The following is a 12,548-nucleotide window of genomic DNA, read 5'->3' as shown; positions in this document are numbered from 1 at the left end:
GACATACGAGCGGTGTCAGCTGACCGCGGTCAGGGAGCCTTTGGTGCGGTGCTGGGCGCAGTCGACGCGCAGGGCGGACGGTGGCAGGTCGTGGTCGAAGTAGGCGCAGCGGTGCGTGCGCGCGGAACGGGTACCCGGGGCGACCGTGAGATAGTCGCACGTGGTGCAGGAGCGGGACACGGGGATCAGATCGGCCTCGTGGAAGCGTTGCAGGACGGCCAGCAGCGCGATGAACAGGTCCTCGGCCTGCGTCGGGTCGATGCTCGACAGGGCGATCTCGGCGGGTACCGTCCGGCGCGCAGCCTTGGCGGCGATCCGCCGGCCTGCCAGGGTGAGGACGATCTGCTGCTGCCGGCCGTCGTCGGGATCGCGTCTGCGCTCGACGAGCCCCTTACGGTGCAGGGCACCGACCGCGTCGCTGACCGTCGGGTCGGCGACGTTGAGCTCGCGGGCCAGCGCCGTGCTCTGTGCCCGCGGCGGGGGGCCGTGGTGCAGATAGGCCAGGATGCGCAGCTGCGTCGACGAAAGCCCGTGCGTCTCGGCGGTACGCCGGGCCAGTACGTGCAGGGCGTCGCCGATGACGTCCAAGGCGGCAACGATTTTCGCGTCGATGCCGTGCTGCCGTTCGTCGTCCGCCATTCGCATGGGCCGACTGTAGCAACCTTTCGCCGCTATCTGTCAAGGTGAGCCGAGAGACAGGTAATGTCCATTAGCTCGTGGTCGAAGCGTGCGAGCGGGGCACCAGACTAAAGCAGGTAGAATAAGGCGGACCGAGAGAACGAGCACGTGTCCGTAGCGCCGTGACCAGCCGTGCCCTGACGAAGACGGCCGGACCACTCGCCGACCCGGATGTCGTCCGGCCACATTCCCGACACCAGATGCCGAACGACGATCCGTATTTCGGATCCCGGTTCAGGACGATGACGTACCGGCCGGTTCTTCCGGCGCGGTTCGACGCTTCGGAGGCCGCCCACGCGCTGCCGCGACTTCTTCGAGCACCATATTTGACCACCACATTCGACCACAACATTTGACCTGCCACGTCCGGCTGTCACGTTCGACCGCCACAACAGCACCCACCGTCATTCCGGGCTCGGGTCCTGCCGGCTCCGGCGACGGCGCGTCACGGCCAGGCCGGGGTGGTCGGGGTAGCAGGGCAGACCCCGGGCGGGGCGGCGGGGCCGAGCGGCGATCCTGGCGGCCGGTGACACGGAGCCGACCGGTCAGCGGTCTCTTCAAGATTCCCTCTTGACGATGTTGACAGGTCCCGTCCACGTACATGCCGCGAATAATTCTTAGGAGTCCTTGACAGTTGCTTGTACACCTTGTCTACTGACCGCGTAGGCAAACGTGAGCATTCCGGCAGCGAAGGAGATCTCCCGATGCCCAGGCTCTCCCGCAGCGACTGGTATGACCTGGCACGTGACACGAACTGGACGTTCAGCTACGTCAACGAGGCCGACGTGTTCCCCGAAGAACTGTCGGGTACCGGTCGTGTCCCGCCCGAGGCGTGGCTGGCCTGGGACGAGCCCTACAAGATCAGTTACCGCGAATACGTCCACAACCAGGTCACCAAGGACACCACCACCTACTCGCTGAAGAACGCCGTCGGCCGCTCGAAGCTGTTCGACCAACTCGATCCGGGCTGGAAGTCCGTGGTCGTCGCGCACTACGGCGCGATCGCGATGCCGGAGTACCTGGCGTCCTTCGGCGAGGCCCGCATGGGCCGGTTCGGGCGCGCCGCCGCCTGGCGCAACACCGCGACGTTCGGCACGCTGGACGAGGTAAGGCACGGCCAGATCCAGACGTTCTTCCCGTACGGCCTGCTCGGCAAGGAGCCGCGCGGCGACTGGGCGCTGAAAGCGTTCCACACCAACAACTGGATCACCCTGGCCGTACGGCACCTCTTCGACGACATGTTCGTCGCCAACGACGCGCTGTCCGTCGCGATCCAGCTCACCTTCACGCTGGAGACCGGTTTTACGAACCTGCAGTTCCTCGGCATGGTCGCGGACGCCATCGACGTCGGCGACCTGGAGTTCGGCTCGCTGATATCGAGCATCCAGACGGACGAGGCGCGCCACGCGCAACAGGGCGAGCCCACCATCAAGGTGCTCATCGACAACGGCCACAAAGAATACGGCCAGTTCCTGGTCGACCACATGTTCTGGCGGGCCTGGCGCGCGTTCGCCCTGCTCACCGGCCTGTCAATGGACTATTACACCCCGCTGGACAGCCGGAAGATGAGCTTCAAGGAGTTCATCCAGGACTGGGTCGTCAAACAGTTCGCCGACCAGTTCCGCGACTACGGCCTGGACTTCCCCTGGTACTGGGACGAGTTCATCAACGAACTGGACTGGTACCACCACGCGATCCACACCGTCGTCTGGAACTACCGGCCCAGCGTCTGGTGGAACCCCGACGCCGGCGTCTCGCCGAAGGAACGGCAGTGGCTGGAGGAGAAGTACCCCGGCTGGAACCGCGCCTTCGGAAAGCACTGGGACGTGCTCACCGAGAACGTCCGCACGGGCAATCTCGCCGAGACCTTCCCGGAGACGCTGCCGGTCGCCTGCAACCTCTGCCAGCTACCGATCGTCCGCGCCGCTGGCGTGCTGGCCGGCGCGCACACCGACCCCGCCCAGCTCAACTACCGGCGTTACATTGCCCTCCAGCACGACCGCGAGATCTACGCCGAACGCGTCGTCGACCGCTTCGAGGCCCTCGACCACGACGCCGGGCTCGACCCGGCCTGGGTCGCCGTCCTGGGCCGCGTCTATCTGCCCGCCCGGTTCGCGCTGCACGTCCTGCAGATCACCAGCCTGTACGTCGGCCAGCTGGCGCCGAGCGCGGCCATCACGAACGCGTCCTTCTTCCAGGCCGCCGACGAACTGCGCGCGCTGCAGTGGATCGCCTACCGGGCGAAGTCGCTGTCGCTCTCGCATGGCCCGGACCTCGCCGACAGCACGGTCGCGCGCCGCTTCTGGGAGCAGGATCCGGCCTGGCAGCCGGCCCGCGAACTGCTGGAGAACCTGCTGCTGGCCTACGACTGGGCTGAGGCGTTCACCGCCCTCGACCTCGTCGTCAAACCGGCCTTCGACGCCCTGTTCAAGCAGGCCTTCACCGCGCTCGCGACCGCCAACAGGGACGAGCTGACCGCGCAGCTGCTGCACGAGTCCGGTGTCGACAGCAGGCGCGGCCAGGACTGGACCGGCACTCTCGCCCGCTACATCCTCGCCGCCCGGCCGGGCAACCGCGAGCACGTCCTCGGCTGGGAGAGCAGGTGGCAGCCGCGTGTCACGCGAGCCATCGACGCCCTGGCCGGCACGTTCGGTGCGGCACCCGCGCCGGCGGACGCCGCGTCCGTGCGGCAGACCGTGGACCAGGCGACCACACAGTTCCGTAACAGCTGGCTCACGGCGGTTCCGGCTGCGTAGTCCCGGCCGCGTGAAGGTTCCGGCCGCACAGAGCTGGCAGATCAGCCACCACGTCAAAGGAGCGTTGTACATGTCCGTTCTGCCTGAAGTCATCGCAGCCAACGCCGAGTACGCCGCCTCGTTCGGTGACAGGAGCGAGCTGGCCCTGCCGCCGGCCCGGGGCTTCGCCGTTCTCACGTGCATGGACGCCCGGCTGGATCCGGCCAAGTACGCCGGGCTCAGCGAGGGCGACGCCCACGTGATCCGCAACGCCGGCGGGCGCGCCAGCGACGACGCGATCCGTTCGCTGGTGATCTCGTACAAGCTGCTGGGCACCAAGGAGTGGTTCGTCATCCACCACAGCGACTGCGGCATGGAGTTCTTCACCGACGAGGTGATCCGCGGCCTGCTCGCGAACAGCCTGGAGACCGCCGCCCTCGGCGACCAGGGCTTCTACGACGTCGGCACCGGCCCGGGCGCCCGGGAGGGCGACTACATCGACTGGCTCACGATCTCCGACCAGGCCACGAGCGTGACCGAGGACGTCCGCCGGATCCGCAACCACCCGCTCGTCCCCGCGCGTATCCCGATCTACGGGTACATCTACGACGTCAAGAGCGGCCTGCTCCTCGAAGTCCCGACCGCCACCGAAGTCGGCCGGGCGGCATAGGCCGCCACTGGCGTCCTGCGTGAACGGCCCGATGAGGGGGGTGGTTTCGGGGCGTCCCCGGGACCACCGGCATTCGCGCTGAGAGCGCGTCCCATGCGGTGTGGATGAGACCGTCCGCTCCTGTGGAGGGGACGGTCTCGCGAAACGGCTTCCCGGACGGGCTGTGGAGGATGTGAAGCCGGTGGGGGCGCGTGGTACGGCTGGCGGCCCCCGCTGGCCCGCACCGGCCTGCTCACCGCCGCCGTCAGCGGGCGGGCCGTCGACCGCGCCGGCTTCACACGTCGAGCCCGGTCACCGGGGAGCCGACGAGATCACCGCGCCCACGGACGGGACGCGCGCGCCGCGTTGGCCAGTCAGGACCGATCCTCGGCCGGGCTGAATGTCGTCACGTCCGTAGGCGGGCCGCGCGCGCCGGCGCCCGCGGCCGGCACGCGACACCCGGACGTGTCCCGGTTCCGGCATTACCCACGCCCGGCGGTATCCACAAGATACCCAAATGTTTACGTGGTCGTGTCATGTGAATCCCGACGGGATCCCCGAAAGTCCCGCCGACCGCGGCCGGCGCCGGAAATTCACACCCCGGCCTCCGCGGTGACCTGCGCCACATTTACCATGAGCCGGTTAGCCGTCCACTCCGAAGTGCTTAATTTGATCTACATCGGAAATCACCGCCGGTCTCGGTGAGTGGCACGATCGCATTTATATCCACGCGTCCGTCCGGCGGTAACGAGAACGGGGACGGGTGATGTTCAGCGAAGGAATTCTTCTCGGGGAGCGCGTGGCACGGCCACCGGAAGCATCAATCCTGGATCTCGTCGAGCGGGCGGTCACCCGTTTCCCGCACACGTTGGCGATCATCGCGCCGCAGGGGTCCGTCACCTATGCCGAGCTGAACGCCGCGGCGGAGGTCGTGGCCGGCGAGCTGCGGCGGCACGGGATCGGCCGCGGCGACCTGGTCCCCCCCTCGTCATGGACGGTGGCCTGGCCCTCCCGGTCGCGATGCTCGGCGTGCTGAAGACCGGCGCCGCTTTCGTGCCGATGGACGCCGCATGGCCCGAGCCACGGCGGCGGGAGGCCCTGGACCAGCTGGACTGTCCGGTGACGATCACGGCGGACGGCTCCGTCGGCACGCCACGGTGCGTGCGGGCCCGGGCGGAGCCGCCCGCCCGGGCCCGCGGCGGCGCGCTGTCCGCGCGCCCACGCCCACACGATGTGGTCTACGGCTTCTTCACCAGCGGGTCCACCGGCCGGCCCAAGTGCGCGCTCAATTTCCACCGCGGTCTGGTCAACCGTCTTCTCACGATGTCCGAACGGTTCGGCCGCGACGGGGATGTCGTGCTGCAGAACTCCTCGCACGTCTTCGACTCGGCCATCTGGCAGCTGCTGTGGCCACTCACCCGCGGCTGTCGGGTGGTGATTCCAGAACGCGCGGGAATCCTCGACTTCGAGTCGACCATGACAACGGTCGAACGGTACGGCGTCACCATGACGGATTTCGTGCCGTCCGTGTTCGACCTTTTCGTCGAGACGGTCGCGGGCAGGCCCGGTAGCGTCGGGCGGCTGGTTTCACTGCGCCGGCTGCTGCTCGGCGGCGAGGCGATGAACGCCGGTTCGGTCCAGAAATTCCGTGCCCTGCTGCCCCGGCTGGCCGTCACGAACACGTTCGGCCCGACCGAGGCGTCGATCGGCAGTGTCTTCCACGACGTCACCGACGAGGACGTGCGTGAGACACCCATCGGGAGACCGATCGCGAACACCGCGGTCGTGCTGCTGGGGGACGGCGGGCACACCGTACGGCAGGGAGAGGTCGGGCAGATCCACCTCGCGGGCCTGTGCCTGGGCGCCGGTTATCACCGCGATCCGCGGGCGACGCGGGAGTCGTTCATCGACAACCCGTTTCCCCAGGTGCCCGGGGACCGGTTGTACCGCACCGGGGACTACGGCTACGTCCGCCGGGACGGCCTGCTGATGTTCACCGGCCGGCGCGACGACCAGATCAAGATCGCGGGTGTCCGGATCGACCTGAACGAGATCGAGACCACGTTGCGGGACGCCCCGGGCGTCCAGCGGGTGAAGACCGTCGTAGCCGGCACCCGGGCGCAGCGGTCGGTCGTCTGCTTCGCCGTACTCACCGCCGGGCAGACGGAGAGCGGCCTGCTGGCATACGCACGAAGCAGGCTGCCGGCGGCCGGTGTCCCGCGGCGGGTGGTCGCGGTGGACCGGATGCCGTTGCTCCCCAACGGCAAGGTGGACCAGGTCGCCCTGCGCCACCGCCTCACCGACGAGCACCGCCGCACCGGCGAACACGGCCCCACCGGCGAACACGGCGCGCCCGGGGGGACAACCGCCCCGGCCCCCTTCCTGGAGGCCGAGATCCTGCGGCTCTGGCGGCTGTTGCTCCCCGACGCGACCGCTCGCACCGACTTCTTCCGCGCGGGCGGCACCTCGCTCACCGCGGTGCGGCTCGCGCTGGCCCTCGAGCGACGTTTCGGAGTACGGCTGGAGTCTCGCGACCTGCTGGGGGCGCCGACTCTGCGGGAACAGGCCGCCCTGATCGTGTCGGGTCCGGGCCACGCCGAGGACGGGACGCCGCTGGCGGACGTCGTGGGCCGGGACATCTTCCTGCACGAGCCGGCCGCTCCCCCGGCCCCCCGCCGGCCGGCCCCGGGCAGGCGTCCGGCGGGCCCACCGCGTCCGGAGACGGTCCTCCTGACCGGGGCCACCGGATTCGTCGGCGCGCGCCTGCTCGCCGAACTCACCCGACGAACCACCCGGACCGTGGTGTGTCTCGTGCGCGGCAGTAACGACCAGGAGGCGGGCAGGCGGCTGGACGCGGCGCTGCGGGCCGCTGGTCTACGGGTCGAGCGCGGCCGCGCCGTCGCCGTCGCCGGAGATCTCGGCCTGCCGCTGCTGGGCCTGCGGGAGGGGCGCTACCACGATCTCGCGGACGAGGCGGTGGCCGTCGTCCACGCGGGGGCGCTGATCAACGCGGTGCTCGACTACGAACGTCACCGCGCGACCAACGTCGACGGCACCCGCGAGGTGATCCGGTTCGCCATGACGGGCCGGACGAAGCGGCTGTGGCATCTGTCGACGGTGAGCGTGCTCGGCGACGGCCCGCCGGGGCCACCCACCGTCGACGTCTCCGGACGCCGGCACGGCCTGCCGGCCGACGGGTACAGCCAGTCCAAGTGGACGGCCGAGCAGCTCCTCGAACGCGCCAGGTCGCGCGGGCTGCCCGCCACGGTGTGCCGGCTCGGCGAGGTCGGCGCGGACTCACGCACGGGCGTGGGCAACCCGACGTCCCTGGTGACGCTGGTGCTGCGGCTGTGCCGGGCCCTCGACGCCCGGGTGGTGACCAGGGCGTCGGTGGACTGGGCGCCGGTCGACCGGGTGGCCCGGTTCATCGTCGAGGGGCTCCACCGCGATGAGGCCCGCGGGGAGACCTTCGACCTCCTGGGGCCGGGCCGGGTCCTGCTCAGCGAACTCATGGCCCGGCTTCCCGGCCCCGCCGCCCGTCGTCCGGAGACGGTGTCGTATGCGCAGTTCCACGAGCGGGCGCTGGCCCGTGCGCGCGAGGACGACCTCGTGGCGCGTTGTCTGCTCGCGCTGCCGCCCTGGACCGGTGACGGCGCCGATCCCGTCGCCGATGTCTTCACCGACGCCACGGCCAGGTTCCCCGCGCCCCGCGCCACGCAGCTCGCCCGGCGGTTCGGTCTGCCGTGGGCGGTACCGCGATCGGGGGAGATCGACACCTACCTGCGCTGGGTCGTGCGGGACGCGCCCTCGGCGGGCACCGACGGGGCGGTCGTCCCACCGTCCCCGGCAGCCCGGTCCGTCGACGTCTCTCCGCCCGTCCCCCACCGGTGACCTCGCCCGTCCGGCCCGCCCGGCCCCGCCCGTCTCCCATCCGTGAAAGGCGGCACCATGAAGGTCAACCTGTACTACGCCCCCTATCCCTCGCAGATCTTCGAAGGGGAGACCGACCCGGTCAACACGGAACGGCCGTTCAACCCGAGAAGCGCCCTGCCGACACTCGCGGCCGGGCTGCGCGCATTCTGCGCGTCCAACGGGCTGTCATGCGAGATCGAGATAGTGGATCTGCAGCTCGGTTCGCAGCGGGTCCCCTACAAGTCCATCCCCTACGGGCCACGGATCATGAACTGCTACCGTTACGGCGTCCCCTTCGAGGAGGCCGCCGAAAAGATCAGAGAGGCGGACGTCCACGGCATCACCTGCAACTTCACCAACAGCGCGCAGATCGTGGCCGATCTCGCGCGTTTCATCAAGCAGGTGAAACCCGGCACGACCGTCGTCGTCGGCGGTGTGGACTGCACCGCGCGCCCCGAGTACTACCTGCGCCGCGGAGTGGACGTCGTCGTGCTCGGCGAGGGTGAGCACGTCTTCGGCCGGGTGGTCGAGGCGGTCGCGAACCGGCGCGGCCTGGACGACATCCCCAACATCTGCACCGCCGACCGCCCCACCGCGACCAGGATCGACATGTCCGCCCTGGTGAACCTGGACGAGCTGGAGCCGATGGCGCTGGACCTGGTCGGCGACCTGTCGCTCTTCGACGACACCGCCGAGGGGCCGCCGCCCGCGGGCGTCCACGGGAACTTCATCTGCTGGGAGACCTCCCGCGGGTGCGCCTGGCGTTGTTCCTTCTGCAGCGCGCCGTCCCGGGGGCACTACCGCTACATGTCCGCGGAGGCGATGGACAGGCACCTGAAGTACTTCCGCTCCCTGGGCGTCCGCACGATCGTGTGGCAGGAGGACAATCCGCTGTCCCGAATTCAGCGGAAGGGCACCGGCGACTATCTCTACGAGCGGGGCCGGGAAGAACTGCTCCAGATGTTCGACCTCATCCGCGGCCACGGTTTCGCGTGGGAGTTCGCCAACGGCATCGAGTTCGGCAAGTTCATGCAGGACGGCCGTTTCGACCACGAACTGGCCGCCGCGCTGCTGGACAGCACGGTGACCGACGAGGGCTGGGTGGGCTGCTACCGTGTCCAGATCCCCCTGGACAACATGAACATCAAGAAGAAGCGCTTCCCGAAGCTGCTGGGGGTCGACGAGCAGGTGGACATCCTGGCGACGATGCTCACCGACCACGGCGTGGGGCACCAGACCTACGACCTCTTCATCGGATATCCCGAGCACGATCCGGAGGGCATCGACCTGTTCGGTGACTACTGCCTCAGAATCAAGAGTGAACTGTCCGCGCTGGGCGGCTCCACCTACCAGCCGTATTTCAACGTCTTCAACCTGGCGCTGCTCCCCGGCGCCACGGACTACACCAGCCTGCGCTCGCTGCTGGCTTTCGACATCGAGGAGCACCCGGAGCTGGTCGGCATATTCCTGTCGGCCGTCGAGACCGACCACTTCTCCTACTGGGACATCTACCAGAAACGACTGCACATGACGAACCTGCTGAACGACCGGGAACTGCACCGGCGCTACGACGGTATATACGCCGGCTGACCGGGCACCGGACGAGGACGGACAGAGGACGAGGCGATGCGCGTCACCCTTTTCTACGCGCCGTACCCCGGCCAACGATTCCGCGGGCAGGGCCTGACCATCAGTCCGGTCCGGGTCCGCAACCCCAAGAGCGCCCTGGTGACTCTCGCGGCAGGGGCCCGCAAGCACCTCGCGGAACGCGGTGTCGAGGCGCGGTTCCGTATCGTCGACGCCCAGGTCGGCGACGCCGAGCCGCAGCACTACGCGTCCTTTCCCTACGGCCCCGACATGATCGACTGCTACCGCCACGGCGGGGCCTTCGAGTCGTACGACGACGACATACGCGACGCGGACGTCATCGGGATCAGCAACAACTTCACCAACTCCGCGCGGGTCGTGGCGGACTTCGCCCGGCACATGAGGCGGGTGAATCCCGAGGCCCTGCTGGTGGCCGGCGGCATGGACGTCACCGCACGCTCCGAGTGGTACCTGGACAACGGCTTCGACGTCGCGGTGCAACTGGAGGGCGAGGTGGCCTTCGCCCGCGTCGTCGAGTCGCGGGCGCGCGGCATTCCCGTCGGCTCCCTGGTGCGTACCCGCGGGCACGGCGCGGGCGTGGTGGTCGTGGGCGGCCCACCGCTGGACCTCGACGAGCTCCCCCCGATGGCGCTGGACCTGGTGGCGGACCTCTCGCTGTACGACGACACCGGGGAGGGGACCCCGCCGCCCACGGTGCGCGCCCCCTTCACCTGCTTCGAGACCTCCCGCGGCTGCCACCGGGCCTGCGCCTTCTGCGCCACACCGATACGCGGCCGCTACCGGTACATGAGCCCGGACACCGTGGCGCGGCATTTCGCGTACTTCAGGTCGGCCGGGATATCGAACATCCTCTTCCAGGAGGACAACATCCTCTCCCGCATGCAGCGGGACGGGAACGGTTCCCCGCTGCATGCGGGCGGCCGGGACGAGGTGCTGGAGATATTCCGCCTGGCCCGCGCCCACGGGTTCTCCTGGGAGTTCGCCAACGGCCTGGAGTTCGGAAAGTTCCTCGACCCGGGACATCTGGACGAGGAGCTGATGGCGGCCATGTTCTGGAGCGACCGCTCGGGTGAACGCTGGTCGGGATGTTACCGTGTCCAGCTCTCCCTGGAATATCTCGGGGAGGAGCCAACCACCCGGTTCCGGAAGCTGCGGTCCTTCCAGGAACAGTTCGAGATAATCCGGGCGATACTCGATCTCGGTGTGATCTACCAGACCTTCAACGTGCTGATCGGACATGACGAGGACGACCGAGCCGCCCACGACCTCTACCTGGACCGCTGTCTACAACTGAAGGAGGAGCTGACCCGTCACGAATCCGACGCCACGCCGTACTTCAACATTTTCAACCGTACCCTGTTGCCCGGCACCGCGGACTTCCGGGCGAAGGCCGACCGGCTGGAGTTCGACATCGAGCGGGTACCGGAGGTCGTCAGTGTCTACCTCTCCCCGATGCCGTCCCGGCATCTGGGATATTACGATCTACTACAGGAGCGTCTACGGTTGACGAACGCACTGAACGGGTCGCTGATCGACCAGTACGACGGGACCCACCGGGAACCCGGTGACGCTTCCCCCGCGGGGCGGGATCCCGCCACAGCTGACATCACCGGCGACATCACCGGCTGACCGATGACGGATCCGCTCCCGACCGGGGCCAGGCTGTACATCGCGTTGTGGCGGCGGCCGGGCGTCACGCGGGCCCTGTTACCCGGCCAGCTCACGCGTCTGACCTTCGCGCTGGAGCCCCTCGCGCTGTTCTTCCTGGTCCAGCAGCGGACGCACGCGTACACCGCCGCCGCCGCGGTGCTCGCGGTGTTCTCCGCCGCCCTGGGTGTCTCCGGCCCCCTGCTCGGCGCCCTCATCGACCGCGTCGGGCTGCGACCGGTCGTCGGCGTGCTGGGCGTCGCGCACCCCGCCGTCCTGGTGGCCATCCTGGCGGTGAGCGGGTCACGGGTCGACGTCGGCGTGTTCGTCCTGACGGGGCTGGCGGGGCTCACGCTCGCCCCGGTGGGCGCGACGATCCGGGCCGCCTGGGCACAGCTCGTGCCACGGGGGCCGTTGCTCGACGCGGCGAACGCGCTGGAGGCCGTCACCGTCGAGGTGCTGTTCGTCGTCGGGCCGGCCCTGGTGGGGCTGCTCACCGCGGTCTCGACGCCGGCGGTGGCGGTGCTCGTGACCGGCGGCTGCCTCGGCGTCGGATCGATCGGTTACGCGACCTCCCCGGTGATGTCGCGGCTGTCCACCGGGACGCGGGAACGGCGGCGACGGCGGCACCGGGGGCCGCTGTGGCGCCTGCCGGGAATCGGTGTGGTGCTGCTGGCCGCGGCGCTGGTGGCGGCGGCGTTCGCGGCCCTGGAGGTGGCGATCCCGGCGACGGCGGGCTCCTCGGCGCTCACCGCGGCCGGCGGTGCCGTGCTGCTCGCCCTCGTCCCGGTTGGCAGCGCGGTCGGCGGCCTGTACTACGGCGCCGGCCGGCGCCGCGGCCGGCCGGCCGACCGCTACGCCGCGCTGTTGTGGCTGTGCTTCCTGGGGATGCTGCCGCTGGCGTTACCGCTCCCCCTGCCGGTGATCGCCGTCGCCCTGCCGCTCGCAGGCCTGCCGATGGCCGCGGTCAGCGCCGAGGAGTTCGGGCTGCTCGGGACGCTCGCGCCCGACGGCAGGACGAACGAGACGTTCGCCTGGGTGTCGACGATGATGGCGGTCGGCGGGTCGGCCGGCAACCTGCTGTCCGGGCTGGCGGTGGATCACTTCGGGCCCGCGGCGGGCCGCTGCCTGGCCCCGCTCGCCTGCGTCCTCGCCGCGGTGGCCGTCACCAGCCGGCGAGGATCCCTCGTCGGCGTCCCGCTGCCGGTCGGGCAGCGGGCCATGGGCCCCGCCGAGGCCGGGCACAGCCTGCCCATCCAGACCACCACCGAGGGTTCAGTCACCGAAAGTATGGTGAAGATGGCGGAATGACACCGCCG

8 protein-coding genes are annotated in these 12,548 nt (G+C 69.5%); 7 read left to right on the top strand and 1 reads right to left on the bottom strand.

The window, feature by feature from the left end; all coding sequences use genetic code 11:
* Positions 1 to 15: 15 nt before the first annotated feature.
* Positions 16 to 645, bottom strand: coding sequence for a MarR family winged helix-turn-helix transcriptional regulator (locus FSYMDG_RS09100; RefSeq protein WP_013873255.1), 630 nt, complete (start codon positions 643 to 645; stop codon positions 16 to 18).
* A 737-nt stretch (positions 646 to 1,382) separates the two neighbouring features.
* Between FSYMDG_RS09100 and FSYMDG_RS28210 the strand changes: the two genes are divergently transcribed.
* The 7 genes from FSYMDG_RS28210 (at position 1,383) to FSYMDG_RS09060 (ending at position 12,540) form a co-directional block, all read left to right on the top strand.
* Positions 1,383 to 3,434 carry a methane/phenol/toluene hydroxylase gene (locus FSYMDG_RS28210; RefSeq protein ID WP_013873254.1) on the top strand — a complete coding sequence of 684 codons (2,052 nt, stop codon included), beginning with the start codon at positions 1,383 to 1,385 and terminating at the stop codon, positions 3,432 to 3,434.
* 70 nt (positions 3,435 to 3,504) lie between these two features.
* Positions 3,505 to 4,083, top strand: coding sequence for a carbonic anhydrase (locus FSYMDG_RS09085; RefSeq protein WP_013873253.1), 579 nt, complete (start codon positions 3,505 to 3,507; stop codon positions 4,081 to 4,083).
* 745 nt (positions 4,084 to 4,828) lie between these two features.
* The gene (locus FSYMDG_RS09080) at positions 4,829 to 5,098 is read left to right on the top strand and encodes an AMP-binding protein (protein ID WP_131772408.1); all 270 of its coding nucleotides are present in this window, start codon (positions 4,829 to 4,831) and stop codon (positions 5,096 to 5,098) included.
* On the top strand, positions 5,053 to 7,953 hold the full coding sequence (locus FSYMDG_RS09075) for a non-ribosomal peptide synthetase (protein WP_013873252.1): 2,901 nt from the start codon (positions 5,053 to 5,055) through the stop codon (positions 7,951 to 7,953). The genes FSYMDG_RS09080 and FSYMDG_RS09075 overlap by 46 nt, the downstream gene beginning before the upstream one ends.
* Before the next feature lie 57 nt (positions 7,954 to 8,010).
* Positions 8,011 to 9,564: a B12-binding domain-containing radical SAM protein gene (locus tag FSYMDG_RS09070; protein ID WP_013873251.1), complete on the top strand. Its 1,554-nt coding sequence runs from the start codon at positions 8,011 to 8,013 to the stop codon at positions 9,562 to 9,564.
* Positions 9,565 to 9,600: 36 nt separating this feature from the next.
* The gene (locus FSYMDG_RS09065) at positions 9,601 to 11,211 is read left to right on the top strand and encodes a B12-binding domain-containing radical SAM protein (RefSeq protein ID WP_013873250.1); all 1,611 of its coding nucleotides are present in this window, start codon (positions 9,601 to 9,603) and stop codon (positions 11,209 to 11,211) included.
* A gap of 3 nt (positions 11,212 to 11,214) precedes the next feature.
* Complete coding sequence (locus FSYMDG_RS09060; RefSeq protein ID WP_013873249.1) at positions 11,215 to 12,540, top strand: MFS transporter; 1,326 nt, start codon at positions 11,215 to 11,217, stop codon at positions 12,538 to 12,540.
* Positions 12,541 to 12,548: the final 8 nt, after the last annotated feature.

The sequence above is a fragment of the Candidatus Protofrankia datiscae genome, assembly GCF_000177615.2.
GTDB classification, from domain to species: domain Bacteria; phylum Actinomycetota; class Actinomycetes; order Frankiales; family Frankiaceae; genus Protofrankia; species Protofrankia coriariae.
Note: the sequence above shows the minus strand (reverse complement) of the source record. Positions and strands in the feature narration are given on the sequence as shown.

What these genes read in the sequence shown, in the direction of transcription:
- FSYMDG_RS09100 (WP_013873255.1), bottom strand. Translation starts at nt 645, where the DNA reads ATGCGAATGGCGGACGACGAACGGCAGCACGGCATCGACGCGAAAATC.
- FSYMDG_RS28210 (WP_013873254.1), top strand. Translation starts at nt 1,383, where the DNA reads ATGCCCAGGCTCTCCCGCAGCGACTGGTATGACCTGGCACGTGACACG.
- FSYMDG_RS09085 (WP_013873253.1), top strand. Translation starts at nt 3,505, where the DNA reads ATGTCCGTTCTGCCTGAAGTCATCGCAGCCAACGCCGAGTACGCCGCC.
- FSYMDG_RS09080 (WP_131772408.1), top strand. Translation starts at nt 4,829, where the DNA reads ATGTTCAGCGAAGGAATTCTTCTCGGGGAGCGCGTGGCACGGCCACCG.
- FSYMDG_RS09075 (WP_013873252.1), top strand. Translation starts at nt 5,053, where the DNA reads ATGGACGGTGGCCTGGCCCTCCCGGTCGCGATGCTCGGCGTGCTGAAG.
- FSYMDG_RS09070 (WP_013873251.1), top strand. Translation starts at nt 8,011, where the DNA reads ATGAAGGTCAACCTGTACTACGCCCCCTATCCCTCGCAGATCTTCGAA.
- FSYMDG_RS09065 (WP_013873250.1), top strand. Translation starts at nt 9,601, where the DNA reads ATGCGCGTCACCCTTTTCTACGCGCCGTACCCCGGCCAACGATTCCGC.
- FSYMDG_RS09060 (WP_013873249.1), top strand. Translation starts at nt 11,215, where the DNA reads ATGACGGATCCGCTCCCGACCGGGGCCAGGCTGTACATCGCGTTGTGG.